General features: G+C 34.8%; 13 protein-coding genes. 11 read left to right on the plus strand and 2 right to left on the minus strand.

Annotated features, from left to right (window positions below; genetic code table 11):
• Window positions 1-154 precede the first annotated feature (154 nt).
• Together folE and Q4566_RS01910 are read left to right on the plus strand one after the other, a co-directional pair.
• Window positions 155-742 (plus strand): GTP cyclohydrolase I FolE, encoded by a 588-nt coding sequence (gene folE / locus Q4566_RS01905; protein ID WP_303417693.1) that lies wholly within the window; start codon window positions 155-157, stop codon window positions 740-742.
• Between the two features lie 46 nt (window positions 743-788).
• A complete protein-coding gene (locus tag Q4566_RS01910) occupies window positions 789-1,058 on the plus strand; it encodes a hypothetical protein (RefSeq protein WP_303417695.1) in 270 nt (89 codons plus the stop codon).
• 1 nt (window position 1,059) lies between these two features.
• Here the strand turns inward: Q4566_RS01910 and Q4566_RS01915 are convergent, their stop codons facing one another.
• A complete protein-coding gene (locus tag Q4566_RS01915; RefSeq protein WP_303417697.1) occupies window positions 1,060-1,437 on the minus strand; it encodes a PH domain-containing protein in 378 nt (125 codons plus the stop codon).
• Between the two features lie 221 nt (window positions 1,438-1,658).
• Between Q4566_RS01915 and Q4566_RS01920 the strand changes: the two genes are divergently transcribed.
• The 9 genes from Q4566_RS01920 to Q4566_RS01960 all read left to right on the plus strand — a co-directional run bounded on the left by Q4566_RS01920 (window position 1,659) and on the right by Q4566_RS01960 (window position 12,857).
• Window positions 1,659-3,299 carry a CTP synthase gene (locus Q4566_RS01920; protein WP_303417700.1) on the plus strand — a complete coding sequence of 547 codons (1,641 nt, stop codon included), beginning with the start codon at window positions 1,659-1,661 and terminating at the stop codon, window positions 3,297-3,299.
• 117 nt (window positions 3,300-3,416) lie between these two features.
• Window positions 3,417-5,309, plus strand: coding sequence for a membrane protein insertase YidC (gene yidC, locus Q4566_RS01925; RefSeq protein ID WP_303417702.1), 1,893 nt, complete (start codon window positions 3,417-3,419; stop codon window positions 5,307-5,309).
• 317 nt (window positions 5,310-5,626) lie between these two features.
• Window positions 5,627-6,331, plus strand: a complete 705-nt coding sequence (locus tag Q4566_RS01930) for a toxin-antitoxin system YwqK family antitoxin (protein WP_303417704.1) — start codon at window positions 5,627-5,629, stop codon at window positions 6,329-6,331.
• A 453-nt stretch (window positions 6,332-6,784) separates the two neighbouring features.
• A complete protein-coding gene (mnmA, locus tag Q4566_RS01935) occupies window positions 6,785-7,972 on the plus strand; it encodes a tRNA 2-thiouridine(34) synthase MnmA (protein ID WP_303417706.1) in 1,188 nt (395 codons plus the stop codon).
• A gap of 25 nt (window positions 7,973-7,997) precedes the next feature.
• Complete coding sequence (locus tag Q4566_RS01940) at window positions 7,998-9,641, plus strand: S8 family serine peptidase (RefSeq protein WP_303417708.1); 1,644 nt, start codon at window positions 7,998-8,000, stop codon at window positions 9,639-9,641.
• On the plus strand, window positions 9,641-10,582 hold the full coding sequence (locus tag Q4566_RS01945) for a nitronate monooxygenase family protein (RefSeq protein WP_303417710.1): 942 nt from the start codon (window positions 9,641-9,643) through the stop codon (window positions 10,580-10,582). Before Q4566_RS01940 ends, Q4566_RS01945 begins: the two co-directional genes overlap by 1 nt.
• Window positions 10,583-10,652: 70 nt before the next feature.
• Window positions 10,653-12,035 carry an MATE family efflux transporter gene (locus tag Q4566_RS01950; protein WP_303417712.1) on the plus strand — a complete coding sequence of 461 codons (1,383 nt, stop codon included), beginning with the start codon at window positions 10,653-10,655 and terminating at the stop codon, window positions 12,033-12,035.
• Window positions 12,036-12,040: 5 nt separating this feature from the next.
• Entirely contained in the window at window positions 12,041-12,268 is a 228-nt protein-coding gene (locus Q4566_RS01955; RefSeq protein ID WP_303417714.1) for a hypothetical protein, read from the plus strand.
• A gap of 10 nt (window positions 12,269-12,278) precedes the next feature.
• Window positions 12,279-12,857 carry a phosphatase PAP2 family protein gene (locus Q4566_RS01960; RefSeq protein ID WP_303417716.1) on the plus strand — a complete coding sequence of 193 codons (579 nt, stop codon included), beginning with the start codon at window positions 12,279-12,281 and terminating at the stop codon, window positions 12,855-12,857.
• A 110-nt stretch (window positions 12,858-12,967) separates the two neighbouring features.
• Here Q4566_RS01960 and Q4566_RS01965 read toward each other — a convergent pair whose 3' ends face one another.
• Window positions 12,968-16,138 (minus strand): hypothetical protein, encoded by a 3,171-nt coding sequence (locus Q4566_RS01965; RefSeq protein ID WP_303417717.1) that lies wholly within the window; start codon window positions 16,136-16,138, stop codon window positions 12,968-12,970.
• Between the last annotated feature and the right edge of the window lie 68 nt (window positions 16,139-16,206).

A 16,206-nucleotide genomic window follows, 5' to 3' on the forward strand; every position in this document is an offset into this window, starting at 1 on the left:
AAGAAAAGACACAAATAAACCCGTGAAAATTTTAGTGACAAGCATTGTTGTACTTTCTACTCTTTGCCTTATTGGATATTTTCTAGGAAAATCCATGTTTTATATATCCAACCAAATAATAAATAATAATTAATCAATAGTCAATATTTAATATATGGCCTACAAAAGTTTTGAAGAATATAATGATGAGGTTACCGATGGTGTTACCAACCGCTACAAGCATATTATCGAAGATTTAGGAGAAGATACCCAGCGTGAAGGCTTACTAAAAACACCCGAACGCGCAGCCAAGGCAATGCAATTTTTAACCCAGGGTTACGATCAAGATCCCGTTGAAATTTTAAAAGGAGCCATGTTCAAAGAGTCTTATAATGAAATGGTTATTGTAAAGGATATTGAATTGTATTCTTTATGTGAACATCACATTCTACCTTTTTTCGGAAAGGCACATATTGCTTATATTCCCGACGGACAAATAGTAGGTTTAAGTAAGTTGCCTAGAATTGTAGATGTTTTTGCAAGACGTTTACAGGTTCAAGAGCGGTTAACAAAACAGATTTTAGATTGTATTAACGACACACTAAAACCGCAAGGTGTTGCTGTGGTTATAGAAGCTTCTCACATGTGTATGATGATGCGTGGGGTGCAGAAACAAAATTCTTTAACAACCACATCAGGCTTTAGAGGTCAGTTTGAAAAAATTGAAACTCGAAATGAATTCTTAAAACTGATAGGAAAATAAATTTGGCGTGTTTCTTGTTTAAAGCATATAAAATAAAAGTTGCTAAATGAATAAAAATAAAAAACTCATTCTTAGTATTGTGTTTGATGCGATAGGTTGTCTCTCTTATTTTTTTCCTGGGGTAGGTGAGTTGTCTGATATTATTTGGGCACCAGTTTCGGGTTGGCTTATGACTAAAATGTACAAAGGAAAAGCCGGTCGTGTTGCAGGCGTTGTTTCATTCGTTGAAGAGGCTATGCCTGGATTAGATATTATTCCAACTTTTACAATCATGTGGTTTTATACCTATGTGATTAAAAAAGATAAAACCGCGTAAATTACATCACTTTAGAAGCTAAATGTTTCTGAACTTCGTAAACATCTACACTTTTATTAAATTTCTTGCTTATTGAAGGTTCATTTTCGCTAGAAATCCAAATTTTTAATTCGGCATCCAAATCAAAAGTGCCTGCGGTTTCAAGAGAAAATCTTGAAATATTTTTATATGGTAGCGATTTGTATTCCACTTTGCTGCCAGTAATACCTTGAACATCAATTATGATTAGACGTTTCGTGGTAAACATAAAGGTGTCACGTAAAAGTTTAAAACCTAATTCAATGTCTTCATTTTCAATAAGAAGTCTTCCGTATTTTTCATTCAGTTTTTCAGAAGAAACTTCACTTGCATTTCCTATTAGTTTATTTAGTAAACCCATGTTATTTTATTTTAAAAAGTGGGTGATTTAAGTTAAATCTATGCTTAAATAGCGCCCTTTTTGTATGTTGTTTTAATAATAACACTAAAATAGCTGAAAAATTTTCAATTGAAGGAATTTGCGAGAGTTATCATTTAAAATGGCGGATAAAATATTGTTTACAAATACCGCTCAAATAACTATTAAAATTTCGTAAATTTGCCTGCGTTTAAAAGCGCAACATGACAAGTACTACAAAATACATCTTTGTAACCGGTGGAGTTACATCTTCCTTAGGTAAAGGAATTATAGCAGCATCGCTTGCTAAACTGTTACAAGCTCAGGGTTACCGAGTTACCATTCAAAAATTAGATCCGTATATCAACGTTGATCCGGGCACATTAAATCCTTACGAACATGGCGAATGTTATGTGACTGAAGATGGCGCTGAAACTGATTTAGATTTAGGACATTACGAGCGTTTTTTGAACCGTGCAACAAGCCAAGCTAATAACGTCACTACTGGTAGAATTTACCAAAGCGTTATCGAAAAAGAGCGTCGTGGTGAGTTTTTAGGAAAAACAGTTCAGGTGGTTCCTCATATTACAGATGAAATTAAAGAACGTATCCAAATTTTAGGTAAATCTGGCGATTATGATATCGTGATTACCGAAATTGGTGGTACCGTTGGTGATATTGAGTCTTTACCATACATTGAAGCAGTACGTCAGCTACGTTGGGATTTAGGTGAAAATAACGGTATTGTTATTCATTTAACTTTAGTACCCTTTTTATCAGCTGCAGGCGAGTTAAAAACGAAACCTACACAACACAGTGTTAAAACCTTAATGGAGAGTGGAGTTCAAGCTGATATTTTAGTTTGTAGAACCGAGCATAACTTACCAAAAGATTTACGTCGTAAACTGGCGTTATTCTGTAACGTAAAAGAAAATGCTGTTATTCAATCTATTGACGCTTCTACTATTTACGATGTACCTAACTTAATGCTAGAGGAAGGTTTAGATAAAGTAGTCCTTGAGAAATTAGCACTTCAAAGTGATGTTCCAGATATCGAAAGATGGAATCAGTTTGTACACCGTCATAAAAATCCGAAATCTGAAATTACTATCGGATTAATTGGTAAGTACGTAGAGTTACAAGATTCTTATAAATCGATTTTAGAAGCTTTTATTCACGCTGGAGCGGAAAATGAAGTGAAAGTTAAAGTAGAATCTGTTCATTCAGAGTATATAAATAAAGATAATGCGCATTTGAAACTAGGCCATTTAGACGGTGTTTTAGTAGCTCCAGGTTTTGGAGAGCGTGGTATCGATGGGAAAATTGATGCCGTTCAATATGTGCGTGAAAACAATGTGCCTTTCTTAGGGATTTGTTTAGGTATGCAAATGGCGGTTATTGAATTCGCTAGAAACGTACTAGGTATTGAAGATGCAGCATCTTCAGAAATGAATTCAACTACAAAAAATCCTGTAATTGATTTGATGGAAGATCAAAAAACAATTACCGATAAAGGTGGAACCATGCGTTTAGGAGCTTGGGCTTGTGATTTAAAATTAGGTTCTGTCATTCGTGATATTTATAAGTCAGAAAGTATTAGCGAGCGTCATAGACACCGTTATGAATTCAACGGAAAATATAAAGACCAATTGGAAGATGCGGGTATGAAAGCAACTGGATTGAACCCAGACACTGGTTTAGTTGAGATTGTAGAGATTCCAGAACACCCTTGGTTTGTTGGTGTGCAATACCACCCTGAATACAAGAGTACGGTGGCTAACCCACACCCTTTATTTGTAGCTTTTGTAAAGGCAGCTCTAACAAACAGCAGAGGAAAAAGAAGTGCCAGTATGGCAAAAAAATAAAATTGGATAGTTTATTGATTAACCAATAGAGATTATAACAAATACTTTGTCATTTTAAAAACAGATAAACCCTCATTTATCCAACTTAAAAACGATTAAAATGGCACCAATTAAAATATGGAAGAAAAAAAATTAGATCTTAATTCGATAATAGGTTTTGTGCTTATTTTCGGTATTCTAGGTTACATGTTATGGCAAAATCAGCCAACACCAGAAGAAATTGAAGCGCAAAAGAAAGCTAAAGAAGAGCATGTTGCAGCCGAACAAAAAGCAAAAGTAGATCAAGAAACAGCCGTAACAACAGCTTCAGATTATGCTACAGGTTCTGGTGTAGATTCACTACAACAAATTGAATTAAAAAATAAATTAGGTGCTTTTGCTTATTCAGCAATACAATCTAAAGGTGAAGAAACCACTGTTGAAAGTGATTTATTTGAACTAAAATTCAGCAGTAAAGGTGGTTATCTTTCAGAAGTACGTTTAAAGCAGTTTGTAGATTACGATTCGCTTCCTATTTATTTAATTCAGGATAAAAATTCATCTTTCAATATTAATTTCGGAACGACTGATAGTCGCATCTTAAATACAAAAGATTTACCGTTTATTCCTGAAGTGACTAAAAATGGTGATGTGACTGTGGTTTCTATGAAGCTTAAAGTTTCAGAAAGCAAGTTTTTAGAGTACCGTTACGAGATTAAAGAAGGCGATTACATGATTGATTTCGCTGTGCGTTCTCAAGGATTAAGCAATGTTATCAATAGTTCGTCTGAAATTAATCTGGATTGGAAAATTAAAGGGTTCCGTCACGCTAAGAGTATCACCTATGAAAACAGGTATACCGATGTGCATTACGAATATGAAGATGGAAAAGATAATTATACTGGCGCTAGAGATGCAGACAAGGATATTGAAGATGTCACTTGGATTGGTTTTAAACAACATTTCTTTTCTTCAGTTTTATTAACTGATAAAGCGTTTAAAACAGCTAATATAAAAACTGAAAACCTTGTTGATGATGAAGATATCGATACGGTTTACACAAAAGATTTTGCAGCTAAAATGCCTTTAGTTTTACAAGGTGGTGAAATTAACGAAACAATGGATTGGTATTTCGGTCCTAATGATTTTAAGGTTTTAAATGCTTATGATAGAAATCTTGATGAATTAGTACCTTTTGGATGGGGGATTTTCGGCTGGATTAACCGCTATATTTTCATGCCATTGTTTGGTTTCCTTGGAGGGTTTATGCCTTACGGTATCGCTATTGTGGTAATGACTATTTTGGTTAAAATATTATTGTCTTTCGTGCAATACAAACAATTCTTATCACAGGCTAAAATGAAGATTTTAAAACCTGAATTGGATGAGATTCGTGAAAAGCACAAGAACAATAAAATGAAAGCGCAACAGGAAACTATGGCATTGCAAACTAAAGCAGGAGCTAGTCCAATGGCAGGATGTTTACCAGCTTTAGTGCAATTACCGGTTTTCTATGCTTTATTTCAGTTTTTCCCTTCAGCATTTGATTTAAGACAAAAACCGTTTCTTTGGGTAGACGATTTATCATCTTATGATGTTATTGCAGAATTACCGTTTACGATTCCTTTTTATGGAAGTCACGTGAGTTTGTTTCCAATTTTAGCTTCTATTGCCATTTTCTTCTACATGCGTTTAACGACTGGACAGAATATGCAATCGCAACCACAGCAAGAAGGTATGCCAGATATGGCTAAAATGATGAAGTATATGATGTATTTCTCACCAATTATGATGTTGTTTTTCTTTAACAACTACGCATCTGGTTTGAGTTTATACTATTTCATTTCAAACTTAATTAGTATTGGAATTATCTTAGTCATTAAGAACTTTATTCTTGATGAAGATAAAATTCATGCTCAAATTCAAGAGAATAAGAAAAAGCCTAAGAAGCAAAACCGTTTCCAAAAGAAAATGGCAGATATGATGGAGCAGGCTGAAGCCCAACAAAAAGCTCAGAAAAAAGGTAAATAATACCATTTGATATATTTTAAAAGCTGCTGAAATTTATTTTGGCAGCTTTTTTGTTATAAAAATGTCTTTAATTTTTAACAGATCGATCTGTTAAAAATTAAAGGAACATGGCGTCACGCTGAATTTATTTCAGGGTCGCATTATAAGTTATTTGTTTGAAGTAGTCATGAGATAGTGTGTCAAATTCGGTATAAATCTAAATTTTTATGTTGCTCAATGCTGAGCTGAATATTGTCAGATTCAATACGATAAGAATTTAGTTGTTCAAAGGTTTATAAAGTATAATTTCCGCGGAAGCGTTGTAAATAAATTAAATTATGAAAAGGATATTAGGTTTATTGGTTGTTTTATTTATAAGTCAACAAACTTTTGCTCAAGGCATTAATCAAATTGATGCTGATGGTAAGCGTGACGGTGTTTGGAAAAAATATTTCGAAGACACGAATATCTTAAGGTATGAAGGTCAATTTAAACACGGGAAAGAAGTAGGACTTTTTAAGTTTTATAAAAAATATAAGAAGCAGGCCGTACTGTCGGCTACAAAATTGTTTAATGACACCTCTAATATTGCTGATGTTAAATTTTTAGCATCCAACGGAAAAGTGATTAGCGAAGGCCAAATGAATGGTAAATTACATATTGGTACTTGGAAATACTATCAGAAAAATTCAGATGAAATATTAACTCTAGAAACTTATAATAGCAATGGTGAGCTTATAGGAGAACGTTTAGTGTATTATCCTAATGGCGCTGTTGCGGAAAGAAAACAGTACTCCAACGGTAAGCTAGAAGGTATTTCTTACACCTATACAGATACCAATTTGGTGCTAACCGAAAGTGAGTATGAAAATGATGAACTTCATGGTGTTTCTAAATCCTATAATCCAAAAGGCCAAATAATATCTGAAGGTGTTTTTAAAAGAGGAAAGAAAACAGGAGTCTGGAAATTCTATGAAAATGGAAAATTGGTTAACGAAAAGAACTTTTCTTACACAGCTAAACGCACAAAAAAAACTCCTTAATTTTAAGGAGTTCTCTTTTTTTATAGACAATAATCCGAGGAAGGAAAGAATGAAATATTGTCTACAAACTAACAAACCAAAACTAACTAACTTTTCTTTTTCAATAGATGGGATTTATTATCATCTACTGTATTATTTTAAAAGACCCACAAAAATTATGGTGAGCTTTACTTGTTCTATTTTACTTTTATTAAATTATAATCTTGCATCTAAAAGTAAAGATAATCAATTTGTAAGAAAAAACATGCAAAAAACTAATATATTTTGAATGTGTAGTTCTAATATTACTATTGATGTCGTATAAATATAGCAATTAATATATGAAATAACAACTTTATCGGTGTTTTATTTGTTAAAATGTTAAAAAATAATAGCTTTTATTGTGTTTGATATAATAATTTAGGTGTACCAATCTTGTAATTATATGTATCTTTGTGCCCTAATTTTTTAAGAATGAAACGAGTAATTATTGGACTTTCAGGTGGCGTGGATTCTAGCGTCGCAGCATACCTTTTAATGGAGCAAGGCTATGAAGTTATTGGCTTGTTTATGAAAAACTGGCATGACGATTCTGTTACGATTTCTAATGAATGTCCGTGGTTAGATGATAGTAATGATGCGATGTTGGTCGCAGAAAAATTAGGTATTCCATTTCAAACGGTAGATTTAAGCGAGCAGTATAAAGAACGTATTGTTGATTACATGTTTAATGAATACGAAAAAGGTAGAACACCAAATCCAGATGTTTTATGTAATCGTGAAATTAAGTTTGATGTGTTCATGAAAATTGCCTTGGATTTAGGTGCAGATTATGTAGCAACAGGACATTATTGTAGAAAAGGAACCATTCAGAAGGATGGTGAAGCTATTTACCAGTTACTTGCTGGTGTAGATGGTAATAAGGATCAGTCGTATTTTTTATGTCAGTTGTCACAAGCGCAATTGGCAAAGTCGTTATTTCCAATTGGTGAGCTCACAAAACCAGAGGTTCGCGAAATTGCTGCCAAATTAGATTTAGTTACCGCAGATAAAAAGGACTCACAAGGACTTTGCTTCATAGGTAAGGTAAAACTCCCTGATTTTCTTCAACAGCAATTAAAACCAAAAGAAGGTGTTATTGTTGAAGTATCTAGCGACCAAAGTATTTATGATCGTGAGGAACCAGAATTCAATTCCGTAGAAGAAAAATTAGCTTATTTATCTCGTAAAATTGATTATAAAATTGATTTAGGAAAAATAGTTGGAAAACATCAAGGCGCCCATTATTTTACTAAAGGACAACGTAAAGGTCTAGGTGTTGGAGGAACAGTAGAACCTTTATTCGTAATTGATACCGATGTTAAGGAAAACGTCATTTACACAGGACAAGGGAAAGAACACCCTGGTTTATATAAAAAAGCGCTGTTTGTAAGTAATGAAGAATTGCATTGGGTTCGTGAAGATTTAGAACTAAATAATGGCGAAACTTTGGAAGTACAAGCTAGAATTCGTTACAGACAAGCTTTAGAATCCGCAACACTTTATAAAGTTGAAAACGGTATGTATGTGTCTTTCGAAAACTATCAATCGGCTATTACCGAAGGGCAGTTTGTGGCTTGGTACCTAGAAGATGAACTTATAGGCTCGGGAGTAATTTCGTAATTTAGCATCACCTAATATTTTGACTATGAAAAAAAAGTTACTGTGTTTAAGTGTTCTTCTTTTTCAATGTCTTGTATTCTCACAGGTTCAAGATGCTTGGGTTTATTTAGTAGATAAGGAAAATGTATCGGCTTCTATAAGCAATCCGATAAGCATACTTTCTCAAAAAGCGATTGATAGAAAAAGTAAAGATGGCATTGCTATCGATTTTAGGGATGTACCTGTAAATGAGAACTACATCGACCAACTCAAAAATGCTTCAGGAATTTCGGTTTTAGCCAAGTCAAAATGGTTTAATGCGGTTCACATTAGAGGTTTAAAAATAGACATCGATAATTTAAGTTCCAATCCGTCATTTTCATTTATAGATTATATTGATTTTGCAGATAAAAGTTTAAATGCTAAACGTAGTTTATATTCAAAAACAGCTCAGGTAGCAGATAAATTCAGCTTAGAAAACATAACGGTAGATTTTGTTTATGGAAATACTCAAAATCAAGTAGAAATGATTGCTGCCAATCAATTACATCAAGATGATTTTACGGGCGAAGGCATTACCATTGCAGTATTGGATGCGGCATTTACAAACGTAAATACGATGACGGCTTTTCAGCGTTTAAAAACAGCCGGCAATTTAAAAGGAGGTTACGATTTTGTAGATAGAACGGTTGATGTTTATGCTTACGTACCAGCTCCTGGAAATATTAGCCATGGTACTCAGGTTTTAAGCAGTATGGCCGGTTTTGTAACAGATGAATATGTAGGTACGGCTCCAGATGCGACATATTATTTGTTTAGAACCGAGGATGGAAAGGATGAAAACCCCGTAGAAGAAAGTTATTGGGTTGAAGCCGCCGAACGTGCAGATAGTTTAGGTGTTGATATCATAAATACGTCTTTAGGATATAAAGATTACGGCCCTAATTATCCAAATTATAGCTATACGAGTGCCGATATGGACGGTAACACCGCTTTTATAACAAAGGGATCTAATATCGCTTTTGAAAAAGGCTTGCTTTTAGTGACTTCAGCAGGGAACTCGGGTAATTCAGGGGTTGGTGCTCCGGCAGACTCTCCTAATGTTTTATCTGTGGGAGCGGTAGATGATTTAGGGCAGTATACAAGTTTTAGTTCTGTTGGAAGTACGATTCAACCCTCCCAAAAGCCAGATGTTGTTGCCAGAGGTTACAGACCTTACCTTATAGATAGGAATGATATTATGGTACAAAACAATGGAACTTCTTTTAGCGCACCAATAATGGCTGGTGGTGTGGCGTGTTTAATGCAAGCTCTGCCCAATAAAACCCATACAGAAATAATGACTTTAATTAGAGAATCGGGATCACAGTTTAATATGCCAGATTTTCAATTGGGTTATGGTATTCCCGATTTATATCAAGCCTTACAAAAGGGATTGTCTAGTACTGAATTGAGTTATTTGACCTTTAAAATATACCCGAATCCTGTAAACTCAAATCTGTTTATTGAATTTGGTTCAGGTTTAAGTAATGCAGAGTTGAAGTTATATAATGTATTAGGTGTTTTGGTTTTAGATACTTTTGTGGATAGTAAGAAAGGTGTTTCATTAAGTCATTTGCCACAAGGCATGTATTTGGGTAAACTTCAAAAGGAAAATGAAACAAGATCCTTCAAAATCATAAAAAAATAATGAATCGTATTACCAACTTATTCAACATAAAATACCCGATCATTCAAGCAGGTATGGTTTGGAATAGTGGTTGGCGCCTCGCGTCGGCAGCCAGTAACTCCGGTGTTTTAGGACTTATAGGCGCAGGGTCTATGTACCCTGAAGTGCTGCGTGAACACATTCAGAAATGTAAAAAAGCCACAGATAAACCTTTTGGGGTTAATGTACCTATGTTGTATCCTAATATTCAGGAAATCATGGACATTATAATTGAAGAGGGGGTGAAAATTGTGTTTACTTCCGCAGGAAACCCTAAAACCTGGACGTCTTGGTTGCAAGAACGTGGTGTGACTGTTGTTCATGTAGTTAGTAGTGTGAAATTTGCTTTAAAAGCTCAAGAAGCTGGGGTTGATGCTATTGTTGCCGAAGGTTTTGAAGCTGGAGGTCACAACGGAAGGGATGAAACAACCACATTAACTTTGATTCCAATGGTGAAGGAGCAGGTTGAAATCCCTTTAATTGCTGCTGGAGGCATTGCCACAGGAAAAGCCATGTTAGCGACTATGATTTTAGGAGCCGATGGGGTGCAAATTGGCAGTCGATTTGTAGCTAGTGAAGAAAGTTCTGCACACCAGTCCTTTAAAAACGCTGTTGTTGAAGCTAAAGAAGGCGATACGCAACTCACTTTAAAAGAATTGGCTCCTGTAAGATTGTTGAAAAATAATTTCTTCAATCAGGTGCAAGATTTGTATAAATCATCGCCAACCGTTCAGGATCTTAAAATTCTTTTAGGAAGAGCTCGTGCTAAAAAGGGCATGTTTGAAGGCGATTTAATTGAAGGGGAATTGGAAATCGGACAAATTTCAGGGTTGATTCATGATATAAAACCAGTTTCAGAAATTGTAAAAGCTATTATTGAAGAGTTTGATCATGCTAAAAATCAAAATCTGAATATTAATTAAGTGAAATAATCGGCTTTTTACTTTTTATAGTTTTCCATAAATTTCCGTAAAATAAGGCTACTTTTGCAGCATGCAATTATCTCAATACACCAAAGAATTTAAATACAATTGGCAACTCGCTGCACCGGTGATGTTGGGTATGTTGGGACATACTTTTGTGAGTTTTGTAGATAATATCATGGTGGGGCAACTGGGAACAGCCGAGCTTGCAGCAGTCTCTTTAGGTAATAGTTTTATGTTTATTGCCATGTCTTTAGGCATTGGTTTTTCAACAGCTATAACGCCTTTAATAGCAGAGTACGATGCTGCTAATGATTTTATTAAAGGGAAATCGGCTTTTAAAAATGGCTTGTTTTTGTGTACCGTTATCGGTGTTCTACTTTTTTTATTAGTATTCTTTGCGAAACCTTTAATGTATTTAATGAAACAGCCGGTTGAGGTTGTCGAATTAGCTATTCCATACTTAGATTTAGTCGCTTTTTCTTTGATTCCCTTAGTTGTTTTTCAGGGGTTTAAACAGTTTAGCGATGGCATGTCAATGACCAAATATCCTATGTATGCAACCCTTCTTGGTAACGTAATTAACATCGTTTTAAATTACCTCTTCATTTTTGGGAAATTTGGTTTCCCTGAATACGGACTTGTCGGCGCGGCTTACGGTACCTTAATCTCTAGATTTGTTATGGTCTGGTACATATGGTATTTGTTAAAAGGAAAAGAGAAGTCGAAAGCTTATGTAACACACATTAAGTTCTTTATTTTAGATAAACTCATGCTTAGAAAACTTCTTGATTTGGGGGCGCCAAGTGCCATGCAAATGTTTTTTGAAGTTGCTATTTTTACATCTGCCGTTTGGCTTAGTGGTTTATTGGGTAAAAATCCGCAAGCGGCCAATCAGATTGCTTTAAACTTAAGTTCGATGACTTTTATGGTGGCTACAGGATTAAGTGTAGCAGCCATGATACGTGTAGGAAATCAAAAAGGATTAAAAGCATATTTTGAGTTACGCCGTATTGCCTTTTCATTGTTTTTAATGAGTGTTTTATTAGCCACGCTTTTTGCGATTATATTCTTTATTTTTCATACGGAATTGCCTAAGATTTATGTGGATTATGATGATGCTGAAAACTTGTTAGACAACCAAGAAGTTGTTGGTATTGCTTCAAAATTATTAATTGCAGCTGCCATTTTTCAAATAAGTGATAGTATTCAAGTTATGGTTTTAGGCGCACTTCGGGGATTGCAGGATGTGAAAATACCAACAATAATAACTTTTATTTCATATTGGCTCATCGGGTTTCCAATCTCCTGGTTTTTAGGGAAAGAAGAGGCTTACGGTAGTTTTGGTATTTGGATCGGGCTTTTAGCAGGGTTAACAACTGCTGCGATTTTATTGTATATAAGGTTTAATTATTTAACGAAAAGGTTAATTTTGTCAAACAACAAATCATAAGAAAAATGAGTCTTCCAAAGTTTATTTTAGGTGATAATACTGAATTCCCTAATGCTATTTATGTTATTCATACCGAATTCCCACGTTTCATAATCAACCTTGAAAATGATGAGGTTGAATGGTTTGAAGATTTTGATGCTGAAGACCAAAAGGAATTAGAGTCTGAAACTGAAAATGCTATTAAATTAGCCAGTGACTTTTACGATAATGAAGTAGCGAAATACGAAGATTAGTTTATTTTATATGATAGAAGAATTATTAAAGTACGACACAGAATTATTTTTATACTTAAATAACTTAGGATCTTCAACTTGGGATAGCCTTTGGTTACTAATAACCGATGAACTTACTTTTGTTCCGCTTTACGCGATCTTATTATACTTAATTTATAAGAAATTTGGACTTAAGTCATTACTGATTTGTGTTGTTGTAATTGCTTTAATGATTACGTTTACCGATCAAACTACCAATGCTTTTAAACGCGGGTTTCAACGCTTGAGACCTTGTCGTGAACCAAGTATCGCCGATCAAGTGCGTTTTATAGCCGTGCGTTGTGGTAAATATGGATTTTTCTCAGGTCATGCATCAAACTCTATGGCAGCAGCCATTTTTGCTGGACTCATGCTAAAGCCATACTACAAATACCTTATGATTATTTTAATCTTTTGGAGCTTAATTGTGGCGTATAGTAGAATTTATGTTGGTGTGCACTACCCGTTAGATATCCTTTGCGGATTAACCTTTGGGGTTCTTGGAGGGACCTTGTTTTACTTTATAGCAAAATACATGTTGAAACGCTTTGCAAAACCTAAAGTTGTTTAATTCTAGTGTTTATGTTTTATACACAACCAATTGAATTAGAGCAACCTTTGTTAGCAAGCTAGAACCTAGTGAGTGTTATCTGTATTTTAGGCAATTACCATTGAATTATACTAACTAATTTTCGGCTGAGTAACAAATTCGTAGTCTATTGAACTATCAAATTTATGGTCATGCTCAAAGTTATCTATTAAAAGATGTGCTAATGAAGATGCATTCAGTTCCTTGTTTTCAATAACAGGATTTGCTACATCATTATTAAAAGATGCGATAAATGGTTGCCATGGTTTTTCGAGATTTGTTATTATTTCTCTGCTTTTACCTATATTTAAATAAATGTGCTTCGATTGCATTTTCTTAAACAAGGCACTGTTTAAAATTTGCTCCTTTAATACATCTAAATCGAGTACAAAACGCATTTTATCCTCGTCGAACGGTTTTCCAAGTATTTCTTTACAATAATTATAGTAGCTAAATCTTAATTTGCAAATAGGTATCGTTCTTCCTTGTGTATAACCATCGCTAATAGTTACAAGTGATGAGCATGGATGAATTTGTATAGATATACTACTATCAAAAGCATCAAGTACAAATTTTCCAATTAAAAAATCGGGTTGCGACTTGTGAATGTCTTCAAGCATATAGTTGATAGCAAAGCTTGCGTATGACTGAAAGTTTATTTTTTCTGGAAGCTCCAATGGTGGCGCATCCACCAACTCAAAGTGAGTATTTCGAAAATCTGTCCATGTTAACATACGATCTTTAAAGCAAAAAACAGCTAAATTCGATGTTATATAGGTTTCATCTTCGCCATCTTCGTCTGTACACGAAATCCATTTTTTTATTTGCACCTTGCCATTTTCCACCACCAATTGCTTTAGCATAGGGTAACTGGCCGATGCAAAAACACTTTTTGGAATGGAACCTGTAAAATCAATAACAGGTGTTACTTCATCACCCAAGTATAGCAAATGTTTTGGTGCACTTAAATCTGATATATCGAAAACCGAAGAACAAACAAGGTAATTATCTATTACTGCCACATAGCCATTTTCGCCTTTGGTAGTATCTGAAATACGTGATAAATATGCAGGTTTGGTAGCATCTGAGATATCGATAAGCGCCAATGCATAATTATCGATAATTAAAAGATTGCCATAAATGTGCATGCCAAATTCTAAACCAATATATAGCGGCTCAGATATTAATTTAAATTCACCATTTTTAATGGAATAGACCTCTAAAAAATCGTTATTAACTGCGTATAAATAATCGCCAGACACACATAGGGCCGAAATATCGAATATTTGTGGGCTTTGTAGTATTTCTGCAAATACAAATTCGTCACCTTGCAATACGTATTTGGCAATGCCCTTTTTCCTGAAAGGAATATACAACTCGCCATTGGCATAGCTTGGTGGCGATGGGTTGTGTGGTAGCTCCTCGGTAACAGTAGCTGTTTTTACCAATTCTCCATCGGCTTTTCTTTCTACTAAAAACACCCCTTCTTTTTCGTTGAAAGTCACAAAACGATGTTCATTTAGTGGCATGATCCAATTGCATGACATATCGTCGAAATCTTCTTCTTTCTCAACATATTGTTTAAGCTGTTGTTGAGGTTGCAGGTCGCATTCATATTTATCCTCGTCGCGAGGGGCCGAAACAGTAATGGCTTCAAAAGTTGCTTCTGTTTTCTGCTTACTTAGCTGACGCGTTTCATATTCTTCAATAACATTTATTAAATCTGATTCGTCTTTAAATTCGGTACGTGCAAAACGAAGGTAACGAGCGGTGGAAAAATCAACATTAGCCAGTGCTTTTATAGCCTCGGACTTTTTACCCTGCAAGGTATATAAACGACACAAAGCTAGGTAGCCTGAGCTTTCCATTGCATAACTGGTGTATTTTTGAATGAAGGCGTCAATCTCAGCAAGCATTTCTTCTTCTGAACGCAAGCTCGAATCACCAGCTTGGCGAAGCTTCACCTCATTTACCCAATGATACACCGACACTTCATTTTTAGGCTTGTAAAACTTAATGGCATTAAAACAAGCAACCATCGACTGATCGCCGAGGTGGTAATAACTTTCTACCAATTTCGCATTTTCATACTCACCAATTTCGGGATGATTTTTTAAGATATCAATGCATTTTTGATAATTACCTTTCTCCAGTTCTGCTTCGGCCCATTTTTCAAGAATGGTTTCGTAGTGTTTCTTGCTGCTTGAACACATATCGGCTATAAGCTGAATAGAAGCTTCTTTAAAAGTTAATATTTGATTAATTTGTTTATAATGCATATTCATTTTGCCATCAACAAAATGTTTAAGCCATGTAGCAAATTCTTGTTTGTCTTGCATCGGGTCAGGCACTTCATCGCTAGGTGCTAATTTAGGTTGAACACCTGCCATTTTATTCAAATCGGCATAAAGTTCAAGGGCAGGTTTAATCCATTCTCCCTCACTATAATTGTTAGATAACTCCCAGTTCTCGGTTTCGGTCTTTAGTCTAAAAACAAACTTATTTTTTTGTCGCTTATTAGGTACTACCAAATCCATGTCTGCCAACTTTAAATAGTAGGCATTGCTTTCTTCTTCATTATTTTTATTCAGTACACTTCCTTTGGGGTATAACAATATAAAGCCATCATCTACAACCTTCGCAAAGGGGTACGTAATTTTAATTTTTGGCAAGAGTAGATGAGTTTTGTGGAAGGGAGCCTTGGCTTGGGGGAAAGTGAAAGCACAAATATGATTGCTATTATCGCTATCGTCAAATATCATCTCATTCATCACAAAACCTACCAAGTGGGTGAAAGTGTCGCTGTTTTGACATGCAACTTCGGCTACGGCATCATTAATTTGCTCAAGTAAACGCTCGCGCAAAACAATTAAAAATGACTTATACAAACCATCTTCATGATGATTAAAGTGAATGATAGGCCAAAAATCCTCATACCGTTCCGCCAAAGTAAGCGCTTGATTGGTGTAATCGGTATCTAGTTTATCTTGATTATCAAAAGCTTCATCGGCAATATCTATCCACTCCTGAATACTAATATGTCCTAAACGTGCCTCCAGTTCCTTTTCACTATCTTCAATAATATCGGAGTAATCATAGTCTAAGTCCCAACTATCGTGTGCATAAACTAATAAATGATTGAACGATTCAGAAAAGCGAATTATCACCATGCGGGTCGTTTCTTTGTTTAGTTTGCCATCTGCAATAGCTTTGGTTATTATGACTTGTAATTCGGCTTGTATTTTTGAAGTTAATTCAATCATTTATGATATTATTGATAGCGAGTGGTTTTCTGAAAAATTAAAACTGCGTAAGCTACAAATGAATTATT

It is taken from the genome of Tamlana sp. 2_MG-2023, from assembly GCF_030548465.1.
GTDB lineage: Bacteria > Bacteroidota > Bacteroidia > Flavobacteriales > Flavobacteriaceae > Pseudotamlana.